Source organism: Comamonas sp. BIGb0152, from assembly GCF_024809975.1.
In the GTDB taxonomy this organism is placed as follows: Bacteria; Pseudomonadota; Gammaproteobacteria; order Burkholderiales; family Burkholderiaceae_C; genus Comamonas.
This window is the reverse complement of sequence record NZ_JANUDY010000004.1, coordinates 47752-69646: the sequence shown is the minus strand read 5'-3', so window position 1 is coordinate 69646 and position 21895 is coordinate 47752. Positions and strand designations below refer to the sequence as shown.

15 protein-coding genes are annotated in these 21895 nt (G+C 63.6%); 10 read left to right on the top strand and 5 right to left on the bottom strand.

Annotated features, from left to right (window positions below):
• Window positions 1-165: 165 nt before the first annotated feature.
• From M2375_RS09400 to M2375_RS09380, 5 genes are all read left to right on the top strand, one after another.
• On the top strand, window positions 166-1539 hold the full coding sequence (locus tag M2375_RS09400; protein WP_259165439.1) for a VOC family protein: 1374 nt from the start codon (window positions 166-168) through the stop codon (window positions 1537-1539).
• A gap of 3 nt (window positions 1540-1542) precedes the next feature.
• Entirely contained in the window at window positions 1543-2976 is a 1434-nt protein-coding gene (locus tag M2375_RS09395; RefSeq protein WP_259165436.1) for an FAD-binding oxidoreductase, read from the top strand.
• Between the two features lie 71 nt (window positions 2977-3047).
• Window positions 3048-4256, top strand: coding sequence for a PLP-dependent aminotransferase family protein (locus M2375_RS09390; protein ID WP_259165433.1), 1209 nt, complete (start codon window positions 3048-3050; stop codon window positions 4254-4256).
• Between the two features lie 397 nt (window positions 4257-4653).
• Complete coding sequence (locus M2375_RS09385) at window positions 4654-5514, top strand: tripartite tricarboxylate transporter substrate binding protein (protein WP_259165431.1); 861 nt, start codon at window positions 4654-4656, stop codon at window positions 5512-5514.
• A 45-nt stretch (window positions 5515-5559) separates the two neighbouring features.
• On the top strand, window positions 5560-7056 hold the full coding sequence (locus M2375_RS09380; RefSeq protein ID WP_259165428.1) for an amidohydrolase family protein: 1497 nt from the start codon (window positions 5560-5562) through the stop codon (window positions 7054-7056).
• 154 nt (window positions 7057-7210) lie between these two features.
• Here the strand turns inward: M2375_RS09380 and M2375_RS09375 are convergent, their stop codons facing one another.
• The 3 genes from M2375_RS09375 to M2375_RS09365 all read right to left on the bottom strand — a co-directional run bounded on the left by M2375_RS09375 (window position 7211) and on the right by M2375_RS09365 (window position 11413).
• A complete protein-coding gene (locus M2375_RS09375) occupies window positions 7211-9616 on the bottom strand; it encodes a TonB-dependent siderophore receptor (RefSeq protein ID WP_259165426.1) in 2406 nt (801 codons plus the stop codon).
• Window positions 9617-9731: 115 nt separating this feature from the next.
• Window positions 9732-10817 (bottom strand): FecR domain-containing protein, encoded by a 1086-nt coding sequence (locus tag M2375_RS09370; protein WP_259165425.1) that lies wholly within the window; start codon window positions 10815-10817, stop codon window positions 9732-9734.
• Window positions 10818-10858: 41 nt separating this feature from the next.
• A complete protein-coding gene (locus M2375_RS09365; protein ID WP_259166030.1) occupies window positions 10859-11413 on the bottom strand; it encodes a sigma-70 family RNA polymerase sigma factor in 555 nt (184 codons plus the stop codon).
• 754 nt (window positions 11414-12167) lie between these two features.
• Between M2375_RS09365 and M2375_RS09360 the strand changes: the two genes are divergently transcribed.
• The 5 genes from M2375_RS09360 to M2375_RS09340 all read left to right on the top strand — a co-directional run bounded on the left by M2375_RS09360 (window position 12168) and on the right by M2375_RS09340 (window position 19325).
• Complete coding sequence (locus M2375_RS09360) at window positions 12168-13529, top strand: NAD(P)-dependent oxidoreductase (protein ID WP_259165423.1); 1362 nt, start codon at window positions 12168-12170, stop codon at window positions 13527-13529.
• Between the two features lie 43 nt (window positions 13530-13572).
• Complete coding sequence (gene preA, locus M2375_RS09355; RefSeq protein WP_259165421.1) at window positions 13573-14895, top strand: NAD-dependent dihydropyrimidine dehydrogenase subunit PreA; 1323 nt, start codon at window positions 13573-13575, stop codon at window positions 14893-14895.
• A gap of 139 nt (window positions 14896-15034) precedes the next feature.
• A complete protein-coding gene (locus M2375_RS09350; RefSeq protein ID WP_259165420.1) occupies window positions 15035-16540 on the top strand; it encodes an NCS1 family nucleobase:cation symporter-1 in 1506 nt (501 codons plus the stop codon).
• Between the two features lie 45 nt (window positions 16541-16585).
• Window positions 16586-18052, top strand: a complete 1467-nt coding sequence (gene hydA / locus M2375_RS09345; protein WP_259165419.1) for a dihydropyrimidinase — start codon at window positions 16586-16588, stop codon at window positions 18050-18052.
• A gap of 16 nt (window positions 18053-18068) precedes the next feature.
• Entirely contained in the window at window positions 18069-19325 is a 1257-nt protein-coding gene (locus M2375_RS09340) for a Zn-dependent hydrolase (RefSeq protein ID WP_259165417.1), read from the top strand.
• Between the two features lie 155 nt (window positions 19326-19480).
• Here M2375_RS09340 and groL read toward each other — a convergent pair whose 3' ends face one another.
• Together groL and M2375_RS09330 are read right to left on the bottom strand one after the other, a co-directional pair.
• Window positions 19481-21124 carry a chaperonin GroEL gene (groL, locus tag M2375_RS09335; RefSeq protein ID WP_259165416.1) on the bottom strand — a complete coding sequence of 548 codons (1644 nt, stop codon included), beginning with the start codon at window positions 21122-21124 and terminating at the stop codon, window positions 19481-19483.
• A gap of 136 nt (window positions 21125-21260) precedes the next feature.
• Entirely contained in the window at window positions 21261-21551 is a 291-nt protein-coding gene (locus M2375_RS09330) for a co-chaperone GroES (protein ID WP_259165415.1), read from the bottom strand.
• Between the last annotated feature and the right edge of the window lie 344 nt (window positions 21552-21895).

Genomic DNA, 21895 nt, shown 5'->3' with positions numbered 1-21895 from the left:
CCATGTTGTGCGTAATTGGAATAATTTGCCGCGCTATTGTCGTTTGACCTGGAACAAGCCTCTGCCTAGCATGACGCGCAGTGTTGTCTTGGTGCCGAGCCGCTTTTTGGCGGCCCACCAAGGCCTGGTTTTCTCGTTTTATTAGCTCTTGATCTGGTACCCCCGATGACCCACTTTGTGCACCCCGATGAAGTCCGTTCGCGCTTCTCCCGCGCCATGTCCGATATGTACCGCGATGAAGTGCCGCAGTACGGCAGCCTGATGGCGCTGGTGGCCCAGGTCAATGGCGAGGTATTGAAGACCCAGCCCGCGCTGGAACGTGCAATGGAGCAGGCCGATGAGCTGGAGCGCCTGGATGTGGAGCGCCATGGCGCCATCCGCGTGGGCACCAAAGAAGAGCTGGCCACCTTGCGCCGCCTGTTTGCCGTGATGGGCATGGAGGCCGTGGGCTACTACGACCTGTCGGTGGCCGGTGTGCCGGTGCACTCCACCGCGTTCCGCCCGGTCTTGGGCAGCTCGCTCAACCGCAACCCGTTCCGGGTGTTCACCTCGCTGCTGCGCCTGGAGCTGATTGCCGATGCGGCGGTGCGCGAAGAAGCCGCTGCCATTCTGGCCCGCCGCCAGATCTTTAGCGAACGCGCACTGGCCTTGATTGCCCAGTGCGAAGCCGCCGGTGGCCTGAGCGATGCGCAGGCCGACGAATTTGTGCGTGAGGCGCTGGAGACCTTCCGCTGGCACAGCGAGGCCACCGTGGATGCCGCCACCTATGACAAGCTGCACAAGGCCCACCGCCTGATCGCCGATGTGGTCTGCTTCAAGGGCCCGCACATCAACCACCTGACACCGCGCACTTTGGACATCGACGTGGCCCAGGCCGGCATGCCGGCCCATGGCATGGATGCCAAAGACGTTGTGGAAGGCCCACCCCGCCGCGCCTGCCCCATCCTGCTGCGCCAGACCAGCTTCAAGGCGCTGCAAGAGCGCGTGCTGTTCCCCGGTAGCGATGACCAGGGCACGCACACCGCCCGTTTTGGCGAGATCGAGCAGCGCGGCGTGGCCCTCACCCGCAAGGGCCGCGCGCTGTATGACAGCCTGTTGGCCAAGGTGCGCAGCATGGGCAATGCCGGCAGCGCCAGCGCCAACTACCAGGACCGCCTGGAATCGTCGTTCGCGGCCTTCCCCGACAGCCATGACGCCATGCGCCAGCAAGGCCTGGCCTTCTACCGCTATGTGCTGCAGCAGCCGGTGGGCGATGCCTCGGCCGATATCGAGACCCTGATTGCCGACGGTGTGGTGCGTGCCGAGCCTATCGTGTACGAGGATTTTCTGCCGGTGAGCGCAGCGGGCATCTTCCAGTCCAACCTGGGCGGCGAAGAGCAAAAACACTACGAGGCCAACCAGGCGCAGCAGGCTTTCGAGGCTGATCTTGGCGCCCCGGTGCATGACGAGATTGCGCTGTACCAGGCCATGCAGGATGCATCCTTGCAAGCGGTGCGCCAGGCCCTGGCGCAAGCCGCTGTGGCAGAAAGCGTGGCCTGAGCGATGGCCGCCTCTGACATGGACAACACCGAGCTGCTGAGCGCGCTGCACGCCATTGTGGGCGAAGTCGGCGTGCTGCAAGGCAGCGATATGGCCGCCTACGAAGAAGGCGCGCGCTACGGCCAGGGCCGTGCGCGCCTGGTGGTGCGCCCCGCCGATGTGGCACAGGTGCAAGCCGTGGTGCGGCTGTGCGCAGCACGCGGTATTGCGTTGCTGCCGCAAGGCGCCAATACCGGCATGGTGGGTGCCAGCACGCCCGACATGAGCGGCACCCAGCTGGTGCTGAGCCTATCGCGCCTGCGCAGCCACTGCGAGGTGGATGTGGCCAACCGCAGCGTGGTGGTGGATGCGGGGGTCACCCTGCAGGAGCTCAACGACAAGCTCGAACCCCATGGCCTGTGGTTCCCCATCGACTTGGGGGCCAACCCCTCGATCGGCGGCATGGTGGCCACCAACACCGGCGGCACCCGCCTGATCCGCTATGGCGATGTGCGCTCCAACCTGATGGCCCTGCAAGTGGTGCTGATGGACCCACCCGGCGAAGTGCTGGAGCTGGGCCGTGCGCTGCGCAAGAACAATACCGGCGTGGACTGGAAGCAGCTGTTTGTCGGTGGCTCCGGCGCCATCGTGACCCGGGCCACCATCCAGGTGCATGCCCGCCCGACGCAGCGCGCCACCGCGCTGGTGGTGCCCGCCTCGGACGAGGCGGTGATGGAGCTGCTGCAGGCTTTTGAGCGCGACCTGGGCGATTGGCTGGCCGCGTTTGAGGGCATCTCGGGCAACGCCATGCAGGCGGCCATCGACCATGTGCCCAACCTGCGCAACCCCTTTGCGCCGGACGACGCGCCCGAGTTCGCCATCCTGGTCGAGCTGGAGGCCAATGCCGCTGCCAAGTACAGCCAGCTGGATTTGCAGGAAGCGCTCAACAGCTTTTTGGAGGACCAGTTCGAGTCGACCATCGTCAATGCCGCTTTGGGCAATGCCACCGAGCTGTGGCACCTGCGCCATAGCATCAGCGAAGGCGCGCGTGCGCTGGGCAAGCCGATTGCGTTTGATGTGTCGGTGCCGCGTTCGCGCATCATGGAATTCTGCCGCAAAGGCCGTGAGCTGGTCGCGCGCGACTACCCCTTCCTCACGGTGGTGGACTTTGGCCATATCGCCGATGGCGGCGTGCACTTCAACGTCATCTGGCGCAAGGATGCTACCGAGCCTTACGACCCGGCTGTGGTGCAGCGCCTGCGCGATGCCATCTACGGCATGGTGGTGCAGGACTTTGGCGGCAGCTACAGCGCCGAGCACGGCGTGGGCCCCCACAACCTGGCCTACTACCAGCGCTTTACGCCGCCGCTGCTGCAGCAATGGGCCGATGGCTGGCGCGACCGGCTCGATCCGCAGCATTTGTGCGGCACGGTGGATTTGGGCACTGCCAAAAACTAAGCACCGGCTGTGTTTGCCTTGGCAGGCATGGCCAATAACAACAACCAGAGACAAAACAGCGAGACAAGGCCATGTCCTTTTTTCAATTCACGCCCGCATTTGCCAACCCGCAAGGCTCGCCCATCCGCGAGCTGTTTCCCTACCTCAGCCGCCCTGGCATGATCTCGCTGGCCGGCGGTTACCCGTCGCCCAGCCTGTTTGACCAAGAAGGCCTGGCCGCCGCCGCTGCGCAGGCCATGACCACGGGCGCCACCGCGCTGCAATACGGCGCCACCGAAGGCTCACCCGCGCTGCGCGAGCAGCTGGCCGCCCAGTGCCAAGAGCGCGGCATCCGCTGCAGCGCTGCCGATGTGCTGGTGACGACTGGATCGCAACAGGGATTTGACCTGCTGCTGCGCGTGCTGATCCAGCCCGGTGATGCCGTCTGTGTGGAAACCCCCGCTTACCCCGCCACCATTGCGGCGCTGCGCCAGGCGGGCGCCAAGATATTGAGCACACCGGTGGATGGCGATGGCCTGGATGTGGAGGCGCTGGCGGCCCTGCTGGCCGCGCTGCCCGTGGCCGAGCGCCCCAAGCTGCTCTACACGGTGCCCAACTTCTCCAACCCCTGCGGCACCTTGCTGGTACAAGAGCGCCGCGAGCGCTTGGTGCAGCTGGCGCTGCAGTATGGCTTTGTGGTGGTTGAGGACGATCCCTATGGCGAGCTGGCCTTTACCGATGCCCGCCCCGCACCCGTCTATGCCGCGGCCCAGCAGCAAGTGGCGGGCAGCGAGAACCCGGTGGTCTACCTGTCGAGCCTGTCCAAAACCGTGGCCCCCGGCCTGCGGGTGGGCTGGATGGTGGCCGACCCGGCGGTGCTGCGCCGCTGCACCGTGGCCAAGCAGACCAATGACCTCTGCACCTCGCCCCTGGCGCAGGCCGTGGCTGCCAGCTATCTGCAGTCCGGCCGCTATCCACAAGCGGTGGCCAAGGCCTGCGCGGAGTACCAGCGCCGCATGCAGGCCCTCACCCAGGGGCTGAAAGCGCGCCTGGGCGATCTGGTGCAGTTTGTGCAGCCCGCGGGCGGCATGTTTGTCTGGATGACCTTCGACACCCGCATCGATCCGCAAAAGCTGTTTGATGCCGCCGTCGCCGCCAACGTGATCTTTGTGCCGGGCAAGGCTTTCTATGCCGACCATGCCAATCTGCATTCGATGCGTCTGTCATTTGCAGCGCCCGATGTGGCGCAGATCGAGCAAGCCGTTGATAGGCTGACTGAAGCATTTGATAAAGCCAAGTAAGCGCTAGCCAAGCCATAGCACCCGAGCCCGTTGGCATGAAAGCCGACGGGCTTTTTTATGGACGCTCTGTGCTTGGCTCTGCGGCCTTCTGTTGCCCTCTCCTGCTTTTTGCACATGTTGCTTTGGTAGGTTGTTGTTAATTCAGCAGATTTTTGGAAAGACTCAGAACAGAATGAATCTGTCTTGGACGCTATGCCGTGCAGGATCTTAGGTTCAACAGGAGGAGGGCAGAGGGGCATTGGCTGCATACCAGCCGGTCCCTTTACCAGTACTCCAATCTTCGGGAGAAACTCCATGGCTGCTGCTCTGTTTTCACGCCGTTTGCTGATGGCCGCTGCTGGCTTGCACCGCGCACGCGGCCTACCCTGAAAAACCCATCAAGATCATTGTGCCCAGCGTGGCTGGCAGCAGCCCCGACGTGCTCACGCGCCTGATCGGCAATGCGCTGTCGCTGCAGCTGGGCCAGCCGGTGGTGATTGAAAACAGAGGCGGTGCGGGTGGCAACATAGGCATGCAGGCGCTGGTCAGCGCGGCGCCCGATGGTTACACCCTGGGCTACGGCAACAATGCCACGTTGACGACCAATGAGTTTCTTTTCAGCAAACTCCCCTACGACCCGCGCAGCCTGGTGCCGGTTGGCGGCATTGCTACCACCAGCAGCTTTTTGCTGGTGAGCAACCAGGTTCCCGTCACCACCGTCGAGGAGTTGGTGACCTATGTCAAAAGTGCAGGCAATCTGGTGCAGTATGGCTCAGGCGGTATTGGTACCACCAGCCATTTGGGGGCCGAGCTGTTCAAGACTCGGATGGAGCTGAAATCTGCACAGCACATTCCGTACAAGGGCTCACCCCAGGCACTGAACGATCTAGTTGGCGGCAACCTGCACTATTACTTTGAAAACATCGTCACCGCCGCCCCGCAGCTGCAAGCTGGCAAGGTGCGTGCGCTGGCGGTGACCAGTGCCAAGCGCTATTTCCAGTACCCCGATCTGCCGACCATGCAAGAGGCCGGTGTGGAGGGTTTTGTGATGAATGCCTGGGGCGGCTTGCTGCTGCCGCCCGGCGCACCGCGTGATGTGGTGGTGCATCTGAACACGGCCTTGAACCAGGTGCTCAAGACGCCCGCGATCAGAACGCAACTCGAAAAAATGGCCTACACCCCGCTGGCGGGCCTGCCAGAAGATTTCAAAGCCCTCGTCGATTCGGAGCGCGCGCACTGGGGTGCGGTGGTCAAGGCCAGTGGCGCCAAGGTGGAATGACCTGGCCACAACTGCCCCTCAACCGATGTCATGCAAGGAGGCCAGATGCAAACGCAGGTATTTGATGTGCTGATCCGTGGTGCCGAGGTCATCGATGGCCGCAAGCGCCCCCGGTTCAAGGCCGATGTTGGTATCCGCGGCACGGTGATTGCGGCCCTGGGCGACTTGTCCGCTGCGCAGGCCGACAAGGTGGTTGATGCCAGGGGCAAGATCGTTGCACCAGGTTTTATCGATGCCCACTCGCATGACGACCAGGCCCTGCTGCTGCAACCCCAGATGGGCTTCAAGCTCTCGCAAGGGGTGACGGCGGTGGTCACCGGCAACTGCGGCATCAGCGTGGCGCCGCTGTACCCGGATTCGCCGATGCCCGCGCCGCTCAATTTGCTCAGCGATGCCGCCACGCGCTTTTCGACCTTTGAGGCCTATTTGCAAGCGCTGCGCGCATCTCCGCCCGCGATACATGTGATTCCGCTGGTGGGCCATACCACCTTGCGGGTGCGGGCCATGGCCGATCTGGACCGGGCTGCCAACCCGCCAGAAATGGCCGCCATGCAGGCCTTGCTGCGCGAGGCGCTGGCGGCCGGGGCGGTGGGCTTGTCATCGGGCACCTACTACCCGCCCGCTGCCGCAGCCAGCACGCAGGAGCTGTGCAAGCTGGCCCAGCCGCTGGCCGAATTTGGCGCGCTGTATGTGAGCCATATGCGTGACGAAGCAGCGCACAGCCAGCAGTCCATTGCGGAGACCTTCAAGATCGGGCAGCGCGCGCAGGCCTCCGTGATCATCTCGCACCACAAGCTGCAGGGCCAGGCCAACTGGGGGAATTCAGCCCAGACCTTGCCGCAGATTGAGGCCGCCATGCGCCGCCAGTGCGTGTCGCTCGATTGCTACCCCTACCATGCCAGCTCGACCATCCTGCACCTGCAGGAGGAGCGCTTGAGTGGCAGGATCGTGATTGCCGACAGCGCCGCCCACCCCGAGCTGCAAGGCCAGGAGCTGGGCGATATCGCCAGACGCTGGCAGGTCTCGCGTGCCGAGGCCTCCGCCCGCCTGCAGCCGGCCAGCGCCATCTACTTCAACATGGATGAGCGCGATGTGCAGCGCATCTTGGCCTTCGGCCCCACCATGATCGGCTCGGACGGCGTTCCCTCCAACGAGCGCCCACACCCGCGCCTGTGGGGCACCTTTCCCCGCGTGCTGGGCCATTACAGCCGTGATCTGGGCCTGTTCCCGCTGGAGACGGCGGTCTGGAAGATGACGGGCCTGACGGCCGAGGTCTTTGGCATCGACAAGCGCGGCGTGCTGGCCGAGGGCCACTATGCCGACCTGTGCGTGTTTGACCCCCAGACCGTGCGCGATACCGCCACCTTTGATGACCCCAAGCAGCCCGCTGCAGGCATCGACTGCGTCATCGTCAATGGGGCTATTGCCTACGAACAGGGTGTGTACCTGGGTAGCCGAACCGGCACGGTGCTGCAGCGCACGGTGCCTGCCAAAACAAGCCCGGGTTTGCAGGCGCTGCCAGACCCGGCTAGCAGCCTGTGAGCGGTGCATCGGCCTCCGACATGGCATTCGACAAGCGGTAGCAGACCACCGTGCACAAGCCCGCAGCCGTGGACAGGTTGCGGGCTTGCGCGATCGCCGTCAGCATGGCTGCGCGGCTAGAGCCCCCGACCCAGGGCCAGGCTAGGGCGACCCATCAGAAGTCATAACGCATACCGACATTCACGCTGCGCGGAGCGCCCCAGGTGTAGAACAGGCCGATGGCGCTGAAGTTGTTCACGCCGGCTTTGTACTGCTTGTCCAAAGCGTTGTTGATGTTCAGGCTGAAGGACAGCTGTTTGTCGACCTGGTAGCGGGCCATCAGGTCCAGCAGGGCGTAGCTGCTTTGCGCCAAGGTGGCGGCGCCGTTGCTGACGGAGGTCTTGTCCTGCCAGCGGGTGGACGCACCGACGGTCAAGCCGCGCAGCGCGCCTTCATCAAAGCGGTAGGTGCTGCCCAGTTTGAACTGGTACTCGGGGTACTGGCTGGTGTTGCTCAGCGAGCTGTTCTGCCGCACCAGGCTGCCCTGGGCTTGCCAGCCGCGCGCCAACTCGCCCGACAGCTCCAGCTCCCAGCCGTGGCGCGTCGCCGATGCAACGGAGCGGTAGGCGGTGTCGCCACCCGGGGTGAGGCCGCCGGTTTCTTCGGCGGTGTTCTTGGTCTTGATCCAGTAATGGCTGATGCTGGCGTTCAGGCGCTTGTCAAAGAACTCGCCCTTGATGCCGATCTCATAGGTGTTGCCTTCTTCGGGCTTGAGGGTGCGGCCTTGCTCGTCCTGCGAGGTCTGGGGCTGGAAGATGCTCGCATAGCTGGCGTAGGCTGACAGGTTGGGGTGGAAGTCATAGACCAGACCGGCATAGGGCGTGTAGACCGCGCTCTCGTTCATGTCGTAGTTCCACCAGTAGGGGGTGGTGTCGCGCTCTTCGAACCGGGTCACGCGCAAGCCGGCGATCAGCTGCAGCGGGTCGCTGAGTTGAAAGCGGCCCGCCGCATAGGCGTAGCGCTGCTTTTGGCTGAAGCGGTTGTCGCCATAGGTCCAGCTGCTGGTGTCGGGCTCGGGCAGGTAGGCGCCGCCTTGGTCGTAGCTCAGGCCCAGGCCAGCCAGGGGCAGCAGGGTCAGCGCGTTCAAAGGCAGTTTGACGCTGCTTTGGAAGCGCGAGATACCGATGCCAGCGAGCAGCTCGTGCTGGCGGCCCAGCAGGCTGAAGGGGCCCTTGATGTCCAGGTTCACGGTCCAGTTGTTGTTGCGCATGTCCGTCCAGCGGCCATAGTTCAGCCGGTCCTGGTCATACAGGTAGCCCGCAAACATGTCGTCCATGGCCACCCGCTGGTGCGAGACCTTGAGGCTGCTCGTCCAGCCATTGCCCAGGCGCTGCTCCAGGCTGCCGAACAGGTTCAAAGCGTCCTGGTCATAGCCGCCCCAGGGGGCACCGGTGTTGAACGAGCGTGGACGGTCGGGCGTTTTGACGCCGGCTCGGGTGTAGCCCTGGATGGGTTGGGTGGTGCCGATGCCATGGGCCGCACGCTGGCGGTAGGTAAAGCCGACATTCAGCAAGGTGTCGGGGCTCAGGTCGGCTTCCAGGGTGCCGAACAGCATCTTGCTTTGGCTGTCTTCATGGTCGCGAAAGCTGCCGGCATCGGTGGCCGATGCGACCAGGCGGCCGCGCAGCGTGCCCGCTTCGTTGAGCGGGCCGCCAATATCGGCCTGGGCGCGGTAGCTGTCCCAGCTGCCGGCGCTGGCCTGCACGCTGGCCTGGAAGCTGCGGGTGGGGCGCTTGCGCACCATGTTGACGGTGGCGCCGTATTCGCCCTTGCCCACCACCAGGCCTGAGGAGCCCTTGAGCACATCGATGTGGTCGATCTCGGCCATGTCATCGAGCGAGAACAGGGTGCTGGTCAGGTAGTACCAGCCGCTGCGCACCTGGCTCATGCCATCGGTTTGCAGGTTGACCGAGGTGCCGCGCGCCTGGAAATCGGTGGCATTGCCCTGGCGGTAGGTGCCGATGCCGGGCGTCTGCTCCATCACATCGGTCAAGGTGTCCAGCTTGAAGTCGTCCATGCGCTGGCGCGTCATCACGCTCACCGACTGCGGCGTCTCGCGCAAGCTCAGGCTCAAGCCCGTGGCGGTGGCGCTGGGCCCGCGCTGGGTGTAGCTGCCGCTGCCTTCGGTGGCACCATCGCGCTGGGCATCTGCCGTCACGGTAACGGTGGCCAGGGTCGCGCCTTCCTCGCCCAGCGATGCGGCCTTGATGACCACGGCCTGGCCTTCCACCGTCGCCACCAGGCCGGTGCCGGCCAGCAGGCGGTCAAGGGCCTGGTTCGGCGTCAAGCTGCCCACGATGGCCGGTGCCCGCTTGCCGGCCACCAGGCCTTGCTGGGCGATCAGCTGGATGCGCGTTTGCCGTGCCCAGGCATTGAGCGCTTCGGCCAGCGGCTGGGCCGGGATGCTGAAGGCCAGCGGCGTGGTAGGCAGCGCTGCGCTTTGCGCATGTACGCCGGCGGTAGCCAAGGCCAGGGCAATGGCCAAAGCCAGCGGAGCGGGGCGCAAGAGGGGATACGGCATGAGGGTCCTCAAAGTAGTCAATGCAAATCATTCCTACTGAGGTAGACGCACGAGTGGCGAGAAATACGGTAGTGGCTGCGAAAATTTATTAAAAATTTTTGCCGGGGCCGGGAGGTCAACGCGCAGCGCGTATCTCCAGGCCGCCTGCCACTTGCTGCAGCCGCACCGGCAGCGCATGGGGCAGTACCTTGCGCAGGGTCTGGGTGTCGCTGGGGTCAAAGGTGCCGCTCAGGCGCAGCGCGGCGACTGCCGGGTCGTGGATCGACAGGCCCGTGCTGCCATAGCGCTCAAACTCCGCCAGCGCTTGCGAGAGCGGCGTGTTGACAAAGCTGATGCGGTGCTCGCGCCAGGCGGCAATGCCTTCGGCGGCGACCTGCTGGATGGGGCTCAGGCTGCCTTGGCTGTCAGCGCTGATCTGCTGGCCGGCAGCCAAGGTCTGGGCCTCGGCGATCTGCGCCCATGCGGGGCCGGGCGCGCCATCGCGGCGTAGCACCCGCACCTGGCCTTCTTCCACTCCTACCCGCACGCCATCGCTGCCCGCCAGCCCCGGCGTGTAGCGCACGGAAAACCGGGTGCCGACTACGGTGATGCCCACCGGGCCGGCCAGCACATGGAAGGGGCGCTGCGTATCCGCTTGCACGCTGAACACGGCCTGGCCGTCGTGCAGCAGCACTTCGCGGCGCTCCCGGTAGTAGCTCACCTCCAACCGGGTAGCAGTGTCCAGGCGCAGCTGGCTGCCATCGGGCAGTTGCACTTCCAGCTGTTGGCCGCGCTGCGAGGCGTAGGCTTGCTTGAACACGGGCTGAGCCTGCCAGTGCTGCCAGGCCAGCAGCCCGGTGCCGGTGGTCATCACAATCGCCGCAGCCATGCCCAGCGATGGCAGCACCCAGCGGCGGCGCAGGGCCGTGACGGCTGCAGCAGCAGGGAGTGTAGGCGGCTGCGTGGCCGCCAGTTGCGCCTTGTCACGGGCCAGATTGCGGCGCAGCTGGGCGAGGGTGTCAGCGGGCATCGCATCCAGCGCGGCCGAATACTGCTCCCACTGCCGATAGGCAGAGCGATGGCGGGCATCGGCCTGCAACCATTGCACAAAGGCCTGTTCGTCTTGCGCGCTCCAGGCCTCGCGCTGGCGCCGGACAAACCAGTCCAGCACCTGCTGGCGCAGGCCAGCGGTGTTGTCTGGTGGCTGGGGCGGTGCGTTCATCTCGTGGTCAATTCTGGATTCTGGAGGCCAACATGGACTGCTCATGGTTGGGCGCGTTTGCTGCGCGCGCGTCCAGGGACGGTCGGTGGGATGCCATCGAGCCGGTCATGGCAACGCCAGCAGGCGTCCATCGCGATTTGCAGCTGCATCTCTACCGTGCGTGTCGATATACCCATCTGCTCGGCGATCTGGGCATAGCTCAGGCCGTCGAACTTGTAGAGCATAAAGGCTTCGCGGCAGCGCGGTGGCAATTGGTCGATGGTGGCGACCATGGCGGCCAGGCCTTCGCGCGAGGCCAGGATGGTCTCGGGCTCCAGGCTGCGCGGGCCCGCCAAGTGTTCCAGTCCGGATGCCTCATCTGCCGATGCAGGCGATGTCTCCAGCTCGGCACGAATGCTGCTGCGGCGGTGCTGGTCGATGACCAGATTGCGGGCGGTTCGGTAGAGCAGGGCGCGCGGGTCTTGCACGGCCTGGCCGCTTTGCTGCGCCGCCAGCACGCGGGCATAGCTCTCCTGGGCCAGATCGGCCGCCGTGTCGCGGTCCTGCACAGATCGGGACAGAAAGTTCAGCAGTTCGCGGTAGTAGCGCTCAAACACCAGACGGCCGTTGCTAAAAGGGAGGGAAGGTCTTCGCAACCGGTGGATGCCGTCGTCGCGCTCTGGGACGCAAGCCTGCTACACACGCAAATGGGAATTGTTATCATTATCGCTGACTGCGCGCCATGTGCGGGCCATGTCGCTAACAGCCCCTGGATGCCTCCTGGTCTGATGGCATGGCGTAAAAGCAGCGGATCACCCAGGCCCGGTGCTGCGCATGGCCGGGTCTGATGCAGCGCATGCTTCAGTGCCACAAGCCGGAAAGCAGCGGAGCCGGGTTCGAAACTCTGCCCGCCGGTGCCACCAGGCGTGGCTTTCAGGTGCACACAACCCCGTGCCGCAAGGTCGTGCCAAACCCGCACCGCATGCGGGCGGCCATGCCCGCATTGCCGGCTTTTCCTATCCCACCGGATGCGCAAAAAATCGCATTCCCTTCGAGTGCTGCGTCGTCTTGCCCTGCAGGGCGCGACATATCCACCGTTTGTCATAGCCTAGTGTTTTTACCAGTGCGTAAAATTTTATTCAGGCATTTAATAGGTTCATAAGTGCTGCGAAAACAGCGGCGCAGGATAGATAAAACACCCACGATGAGGGCCTGATGAACCCTCCCTGGTTGGTGCAGCTTTGGCGGTGAATGGATGGCGCAGCCATGCCATTCGCCGGACCGGTTGTAGATGCAGTGGCGCGGTCGCAGGCGGCATGCTCATGGTGCTGTTCGCACTCGCGCTGGTAACCCAGTCGAGGAGGATGAGTCATGAACGGACCCAAGGGATGCGGTGTGCGCGCAGGACGGCTTGGCGCGGACCAGTACGCTGAAAATTTCTCGGATGCGCACCCGCCGCTGACATGGGCGCAGGCATCGATCGAAGCCGAGCGCTGTTACTACTGCTACGACGCACCCTGCGCCACGGCCTGCCCGACCAGCATCGATGTGCCCAGTTTCATCGCCCGCATCGCGCAGGACAATATCCGGGGCGCCGCCAAGACCATTCTTGAATCGAACCCGCTGGGCGGCATGTGCGCCCGGGTGTGCCCCACCGAGGTGCTCTGCGAGCAAGCCTGCGTGCGCAATACGAACGAGGACAAGCCGGTGGAAATTGGCGCGCTGCAGCGCTATGCCACCGACCGTTTCATGGCCGCAGGCGGCGCGCCGCTGTTCAAGCGGGCCGAACCGACGGGCAAGAAAGTGGCGGTTGTGGGTGCAGGCCCGGCCGGGCTGGCCTGTGCCCACCTCTTGGCCCTGCAAGGCCATGATGTCAGCCTGCTCGATGCCAAGCCCAAGCTGGGCGGCTTGAACGAATACGGCCTGGCCAGCTACAAGACCACTGACGATTTTGCGCAGAAGGAAATTGACTGGCTGCTGTCAGTCGGCGGCATTGCCCCGCGCAACAACCAGCGGCTGGGGCGGGACTTCAGCCTGGACAGCCTGCTGGCCAGCCATGACGCGGTGTTTCTGGGCCTGGGCCTGGCGGGGGTCAATGACCTGGGCATTGCCGAGCCGGCGGCCCAGGGCCTGCGCAATGCGGTCGATTTCATTGCTGACATCCGCCAGGCGCCCGATAAAGCCACCGTGCCTGTGGGCCGGCGCGTGGTGGTCATTGGCGGCGGCATGACGGCCGTCGATGCGGCCGTTCAGGCCCGCTTGCTGGGTGCAGAAGAGGTGAGCATCGTCTACCGGCGCGGCCAGGATGCCATGTCGGCATCGAGCGTAGAGCAGCAATGGGCGCAGACCCATGGCGTGACGATCCGCCTGTGGGCGGCGCCGCAGGAAGTGCTGGTGGACAACGGTGCCGTCTCCGGCATCCGCCTGGCCAGCACCCAAGTCGTGGATGGCAAGCTGCAAACCACTGGCGAGACCACGGTGCTGGCGGCGGACATGGTGCTCAAGGCCATCGGTCAGAGCTATGTCGCGGAGCCAGCTGGTTCGCGCATTGCCCTCAAAGGGGGGCGGATCGAGACGGACGATGACGGCCAGACCAGCCTGGAGCGGGTGTGGGCGGGGGGCGACTGCCGCTGGGGCGGGCGTGACCTGACGGTGGAGGCCGTGGAGCACGGCAAACGCGCCGCAGGCGCCATGCACCGCATGCTGATGCGCGAAGTGGGCATCAGCGCCTGAGGGCGCGCGCCAAGCCCTGTTTTCACCGAACCAAGGAGTCGCCATGGCCGATATTCGCAGCAATTTTCTGGGCATCCGCAGCCCCAATCCCTTCTGGCTGGCATCCGCGCCGCCGACCGACAAGGAGATCAACGTCACCCGCGCCTTCGAAGCGGGCTGGGGCGGCGTGGTATGGAAGACCTTGGGCGAGGACCCGCATGTGGTCAACGTCAACGGGCCGCGTTACTCCACCTTGATGTCGCAGGACCGGCGCGTGGTGGGGCTGAACAACATCGAGCTGATCACCGATCGCCCGCTGCAGATCAACCTGGAGGAGATGACCCGGGTGAAGCGGGCCTGGCCCGATCGCGCGCTGATTGCCTCGCTGATGGTGCCTTGCGTGGAGGAGAGCTGGAAGCGCATCTTGCCGATGGTGGAAGACACGGGCGCCGATGGCATTGAACTGAACTTTGGCTGCCCCCATGGCATGAGCGAGCGCGGCATGGGCGCGGCCGTGGGCCAGGTGCCGGAGTACATCCAGATGGTGACCGAATGGTGCAAGCACTACAGCCGGTTGCCGGTGATCGTCAAGCTCACGCCCAATATCACCGATGTGCGCTTTCCGGCGCGGGCCGCCAAGGCGGGAGGGGCGGATGCGGTGTCGCTGATCAACACCATCAACTCGGTGATGGGCGTGAACCTGGACACCTTGGTGATGCACCCCAGCACCGATGGCAAAGGCTCGCACGGCGGCTACTGCGGCCCGGCCGTCAAGCCGATTGCACAGAACATGGTGGCCGAGATTGCGCGCGATCCACAGACTGCGGGCCTGCCGATCTCCGGCATTGGCGGCATCACCACCTGGCGGGATGCGGCTGAATATATTGCGCTGGGCTGCGGCACAGTGCAGGTATGCACCGCTGCGATGGTCTATGGCTTCAAGATCGTGCAGGACATGTGCGATGGCCTGTCCCATTACATGGACGCGCATGGCTTCAAGACCATCGATGACTTCCAAGGCCGTGCGGTGCCCACCGTCAGGGACTGGAAGGACCTGAACCTCAACCACATCGACAAGGCCGTCATCTACCAGGACAGCTGCATCCAGTGCGGGCGCTGCCATGTGGTGTGTGAGGACACCTCGCACCAGGCCATCTTCTACCAAAAGGGCGATGCGGGTGAGCGCCGCTTTGAGGTGAACGAGGCCGAATGCGTGGGGTGCAATCTCTGTGTCTCTATCTGCCCGGTGCCCGACACGATTTCCATGCGCAGTCTGCAGCCCGGCGAGGTGGATGCGCGCACCGGCAAGACCGTCACCGGCGAGTACGCCAACTGGACCACCCACCCCAACAACCCGGCACGGGTGGCCGCGCAGGTGTCACCTTAAATGGTGGGCGCGCTATCCCCCCCAGATGGCGCGCTTTTTGCATGACCCGGTGTGCTACAGGATGGAACGCAAGACTTTGGATTCGGATTTTGATTTGGACGCTTAGAACCTATTGATAACACCTCTCAAGGAGTGAGCCATGTCCCATGACGCGCAAGCAGGGGGTGCCACCGGCCATGAAGCCGGCGGCCTTTGGAACGACGACCTCGCACCCACGCAAGCCTCGCAGCGAACGTGGACCTGGTACCACTTCACGGCATTGTGGATAGGCATGGTGATGTGCATTCCCGCCTACACCTTGGCCGCCAGCCTGGTCGAAGGGGGGATGTCGGCGTTCCAGGCGGTCATGACCGTCTTTCTGGCCAACCTGATTGTGCTGGTGCCGATGCTGCTCATAGGGCATGCAGGCGCCAAATATGGCATCCCTTACGCCGTGCTGGCCCGTGCCTCCTTCGGTACCCAGGGCGCCAAGCTGCCTGCGGTGTTGCGCGCCCTGGTGGCCTGCGGCTGGTATGGCATCCAGACCTGGTTTGGCGGCCTGATGATCTACACCTTGCTGGGCGTGATCATTGGCCATCCGCTGGAGAGCGAGAAGATCACGTGGCTGGGCATCAATGTGGCGCAGCTGGTCTGTTTCCTGGTCTTCTGGGCCATCCAGTTCTATTTTGTGGTGCATGGCATCGAGTCCATCCGCAAGCTGGAGACCTATACCGCACCGGCCAAGATCGTCATCTGCTTTGTGCTGCTGTGGTGGGTGTATGACAAGGCGGGCGGCTTTGGCCCGATCCTGAGCAAGCCGTCGGCCTTTGCGGCCGGTGAAGCCAAGGCGGGCCAGTTCTGGGGCACCTTCTGGCCGTCGCTCACGGCCATGATTGGTTTCTGGGCCACCTTGGCGCTGAACATTCCTGACTTCACCCGTTTTGCCCGCTCGCAGCGCGACCAGGTGCTGGGCCAGGCCATTGGCCTGCCGGTGCCCATGGGTCTGCTGGCCGCCTTGGCGGTGATCGTCACCTCGGCCACGGTCGTCATCTATGGCAAGGCGCTGTGGGATCCGGTGGATGTGGCGGCGCGCATGACGGGCGCTGCGGTACTCATCGCCCTCATCGTGCTGCTGGTGGATACGGTGAGCGTCAACCTGGCCGCCAACCTGGTGGGCCCTGCCTACGACTTTTCTGCGCTTAACCCCCAACGCATCAGCTACCGGACCGGCGGCTATATCACCGTGGCGATTGCCATCCTGATGATGCCCTGGAAGATTTTGGAGTCCACCCAGGGTTATATCTTCACCTGGCTGATTGGCTACTCGGCGCTGCTGGGCCCGATTGCCGGGATCTTGATGGTGGACTACTTCCTCATCCGCCGCACCCAGCTGGATGTGGACGAGCTCTACCGGGAAGGCGGCAAATACAGCTATTCCAATGGTTGGAACTGGGTGGCCGTTGCCGCGTTTGCCTGCGGCGTGGCGCCCAATATTCCGGGCTTTCTGAATGCGGCGTTTCCTGCCAGTTTTCCCAATGTAGGCACCCTCTTCAAAGACCTGTATGCCTATGCCTGGTTCATTGGCCTGTTCATTGCCGGTGTGGTCTACCGCATCGGCATGGCCAGCCATGTGGTGGCTTCGCAGGCCATGTTGCGGCGCGCTTGAGCGCAGCAGCTGCCGTTTTTGAGACCTGAACAAAGGAGAGACATGATGAGCACAGCCAGCCACCCCCTTCTCATCCGTGGTGGTACCGTCGTGAATGCCGACCGCGAAGAGCGTGCCGATGTGCTGCTGGTGGACGGAAAGATTGCGGCCGTGGGTGAGGGGGCTGCGGCCCAGGCGCCTGCCGGCACCGAAACCCTGGATGCCAGCGGCCAGTATGTGATGCCCGGCGGTATCGATCCGCACACCCACATGCAGTTGCCCTTCATGGGCACGGTCACGGCCGACGACTTTTTCACCGGTACTGCCGCTGGCCTGGCCGGTGGCACCACCAGCATCATCGACTTTGTGATTCCAGCGCCGCAGGAGCCGCTGATGGACGCCTACCGCAAGTGGCGCGGCTGGGCAGAGAAGTCGGCGGCCGACTACTCCTTCCATGTGGCGGTGACCTGGTGGAGTGAGCAGGTGCGCGAGGACATGGGCGTGCTGGTGCGCGACGAGGGCATCAACAGCTTCAAGCACTTCATGGCCTACAAGAACGCCATCATGTGCGACGACGAAACCTTGGTCAACAGCTTCAAACGGTCGCTGGAGCTGGGCGCTATGCCCACCGTGCATGCCGAAAACGGCGAGCTGGTTTACCTGCTGCAGCAGGAGGTGGCGCGCATGGGCATCACCGGCCCCGAGGGCCATCCGCTGTCGCGCCCGCCGATGGTGGAGGCCGAGGCCGCCAACCGCGCCATTGCCATTGCCGATGTACTGGGCGTGCCCATTTATGTGGTGCATGTGAGCTGCCTTGAAGCGGCAGACGCCATTGCCCGCGCAAGGGCGCGCGGCCAGCGCGTCTACGGCGAGGTGCTGGCCGGCCATTTGACGATTGACGACAGCGTCTACCGCCATCCCGACTACGCGACGGCCGCCGCCTATGTGATGAGCCCGCCGTTCCGCCCCAAGGAACACCAGGAAGCGCTGTGGCGCGGGCTGCAGGCGGGGCATTTGCACACCACGGCGACGGACCACTGCACGTTCTGCGCGGAGCAAAAGGCGGTGGGCAAGGACAATTTTGCCAAGACGCCCAATGGCACCGGTGGCGTTGAAGAGCGCATGGCCGTGGTCTGGGATGCAGGGGTGAACACCGGGCGCCTGACGCCCAGCGAGTTCGTCGCCATCACCTCGGCCAATACGGCCAAGCTGTTCAACGTCTACCCACGCAAGGGCTTTATCGGTGTGGGCGCCGATGCCGATGTGGTGCTGTGGGACCCCAAGGCCACCAAGACCTTGTCGGCCAAGACCCAGCACTCCAAGGGCGATTTCAACATCTTTGAAGGCCGGCAGGTGACGGGTTTGCCCAGCCACACCATCAGCCGAGGCCGGGTCGTCTATGCCCTTGGCGATCTGCGGGCCGAGAAGGGTGCGGGCCAGTATTTCAAGCGGCCGGCCTTCGGCCCCAACTTCCAGGCGGTGCAAAAGCGCGCGCAAGAGACGGCGCCCACGGCGGTTGCACGCGCGCAATGAAACAAGGAGATCGAACATGGACACGAAAGTGAAGAGCGATACCAGCCAGCTGCGCATCAATGGGGACCGGCTCTGGGCTTCGCTGATGGAGCTGGCCCAGATTGGTGCGACTCCCAAGGGTGGCGTATGCCGCCTTGCATTGACCGACCTGGACCGCCAGGGACGCGACCTGGTGACCCGCTGGGCGACGGAGGCGGGCATGACCGTCACCATCGACAAGATCGGCAATGGCTTTATGCGCCGCCCGGGCCGCAACAACAGCCTGCCGCCGATCATGACCGGCAGCCATATCGACACCCAGCCCACGGGCGGCAAGTTTGACGGCAACTACGGCGTGCTTGCCGGCATTGAGGTGGTGCGCACGCTCAATGACCATGGCATCGAAACTGAGGCGCCGATTGAGGTGGCCTTCTGGACCAACGAGGAGGGCTCGCGCTTTGTACCGGTGATGATGGGCTCGGGCGTGTTTGCCAAGGCCTTCAGCCTGGAGCATGCCTATGCGGCCAAAGATACTGACGGCAAAAGCGTGCAGGACGAGCTGGCGCGCATCGGCTATATCGGCCCGCAGGAACCCGGTGACCACCCGATTGGCTACTACTTTGAAACCCATATCGAGCAAGGCCCGGTGCTGGAGGACCACGACAAAACCATTGGCGTGGTGACCGGTGTGCTCGGCATTCGCTGGTATGACTGCACCGTGACGGGCATGGAGGCGCATGCCGGCCCCACGCCGATGGCGCTGCGCAAGGATGCCTTGCAGGTCGCCACCCAGGTGATGCAGGAAGTGGTGGCCTGCGCCCACCGCCACCCGCCGCACGGGCGCGGCACGGTGGGCATGGTGCATGTGCATCCCAACAGCCGCAATGTGATTCCGGGCGAGGTGAAATTCAGCATTGACCTGCGCAACGCGACCGATGCCGATTGCGAGGCCATGGACCAGGACATCCGCGCGGTGGCCGAACGCATCAGCCAAAAGACGGGGCTGCCGATCAAGATCGATCTGGTGTCCAGCTACACCGCGCAGCCTTTCAACGCTGACTGCATCGATGCCGTGCGGCGTGGCGCGCAGATGCTGGGTTACTCCCACATGGATGTCGTCTCGGGCGCAGGCCACGATGCCGTCTACATGGCGCGCCTGGCGCCTGCAGGCATGGTCTTCATTCCCTGCAAGGATGGCATATCGCACAACGAGATTGAAGACGCCAAGCCCGAGCACATCACCGCAGGTTGCAATGTGCTGCTGCATGCCATGCTGGAGCGCGCGGGTCGCTGAGCGTTAGATGCCCAGCGCGACAGGGCTGTCTTGCGGGCCTTATTAATACGCCATAAAAAAACCCGGCCACCTTGACGGTGCCGGGTTTTTGGTGTCTGGCACCAAGACCGCAAGGGCTCTTGCGGGCTTGGTATGCGCTATGACAGCCTTGGCAATTACATGCCCATGCCGCCCATACCACCCATGCCGCCCATGTCAGGCATGGCAGCTGCGCCTTCAGCCTTGGGGGCTTCAGCGATCATGCACTCGGTGGTCAGCAGCAGCGAAGCCACGGAGGCAGCGTTTTGCAGTGCGGTGCGGGTCACCTTGGTGGGGTCCAGGATACCCATTTCCAGCATGTCGCCGTAGGTGTCGTTGGCAGCATTGAAGCCGTAGTTGCCGGTGCCCTTGAGCACGGCATCCACCACCACCGATGGCTCGCCACCGGCGTTGGCCACGATTTCGCGCAGAGGCGCTTCGATGGCCTTCAGGATCAGCTTGATACCGGCGTCTTGCTCGGCATTGCCGGTCTTGAGGTCACCCACAGCTTGACGTGCGCGCAGGAATGCCACGCCGCCGCCAGCCACAATGCCTTCTTCCACAGCAGCGCGGGTTGCGTGCAGGGCGTCTTCCACGCGGGCCTTCTTTTCCTTCATTTCGACTTCGGTGGCAGCGCCGACCTTGATCACGGCAACACCGCCGGCCAGCTTGGCCACGCGCTCTTGCAGCTTTTCACGGTCGTAGTCGCTGGTCGCTTCTTCGATCTGTGCGCGGATTTGCTTGACGCGGGCTTCGATTTCAGCAGCTTGGCCAGCACCGTCGATGATGGTGGTGTTTTCCTTGCCGATTTCGACGCGTTGGGCTTGGCCCAGGTCTTCCAGGGTCACTTTTTCCAGCGACAGGCCCACTTCTTCAGCGATCACCTTGCCACCGGTCAGGATGGCGATGTCTTCCAGCATGGCCTTGCGACGGTCGCCAAAGCCAGGGGCCTTGACAGCCACGACCTTCAGGATGCCACGGATGGTGTTGACCACCAGGGTGGCCAGTGCTTCGCCTTCGACGTCTTCTGCCACGATCAGCAGAGGACGGCCGGCCTTGGCCACGGCTTCGAGCGTAGGCAGCAGGTCACGGATGTTGCTGATCTTCTTGTCGAACAGCAGCACGAAGGGGTTGTCCAGAATCGCGGCTTGCTTTTCTGGGTTGTTGATGAAGTAAGGCGACAGGTAGCCACGGTCGAACTGCATGCCTTCAACGACGTCGAGTTCGTTGTCGAGGGACTTGCCTTCTTCCACGGTGATCACGCCTTCCTTGCCGACCTTGTCCATCGCGTCAGCAATGATCTTGCCCACGGATTCGTCGGAGTTGGCGGAGATCGAACCGACTTGGGCGATTTCCTTAGAGGTGGTGGTAGCCTTGGATTGCTTCTTCAGCTCTTCCACCAGGGCAGCGACAGCCTTGTCGATACCGCGCTTGAGGTCCATGGGGTTCAGGCCAGCGGCTACGTACTTGGAGCCTTCGCGCACGATGGCTTGGGCCAGCACGGTAGCGGTCGTGGTGCCGTCACCAGCGATGTCGTTGGTCTTGGAGGCCACTTCCTTCACGAGCTGGGCGCCCATGTTTTGCAGCTTGTCCTTGAGCTCGATTTCCTTGGCCACGGACACGCCGTCCTTGGTCACGGTAGGGGCGCCGAAGGAGCGCTCGAGCACCACGTTACGGCCTTTAGGGCCCAGGGTCACCTTGACGGCGTTAGCCAGAATGTTCACGCCTTCAACCATGCGTGCACGTGCTTCACCGCCGAATACTACGTCTTTTGCTGCCATTTTTGGCTCCTAAAATCTGAATCAATGGGGCTGCTGGTGCGCATTTTGCGCAGGGGGCAGCAGCTATGAAAACTGGGAGAGGTGCCCGAGACCGGGCATTGAGCGCGCCACTGCCATGGGCAGCAGCGCCGCTGCATTACTTCTCGACAACAGCGAACAAATCTTCTTCTTTCATCACCAGCAGCTCGTCGCCATCGACCTTGACGGTCTGGCCAGAGTACTTGCCGAACAGCACGCGGTCACCGACCTTCACGTTCAGAACAATCGGTTCGCCCTTGTCGTTCTTCTTGCCGGGGCCGACGGCCAGCACTTCGCCTTGGTCTGGCTTTTCAGCAGCGTTGTCAGGGATGTAGATGCCCGAAGCGGTCTTGGTTTCGTTTTCCAGACGCTTAACGATCACGCGATCGTGCAGAGGACGCAGGTTCATAACAACTCCTTCAATTTCAATACCAGGTTTTGATGAAAGATGGCCCGGCAGCCGCCGAGCCAAATACGCAAAAATGTCTGAGAAGCGGTGGTTTTAGCACTCTACCCCTTCGAGTGCTAATAATAAGGTCATTTGATGACAGTTCAAGAGCGGAGGGCTGAAAAAATCCCATCTGCAGCGCTGCCTGATCACGAAGCCCCTCAGCGGGAATCGCGCAATCGCCGATGCAGATTGATGCTGTTGCTATTAAATATGATTAAGCGCGGTGAAGGCGCGTCATCCACCGCGCAGGCGCCAGGCTGCGAATGCCCGTGTGCGGGACAGGGCCAGGTCGCCGCAGCACG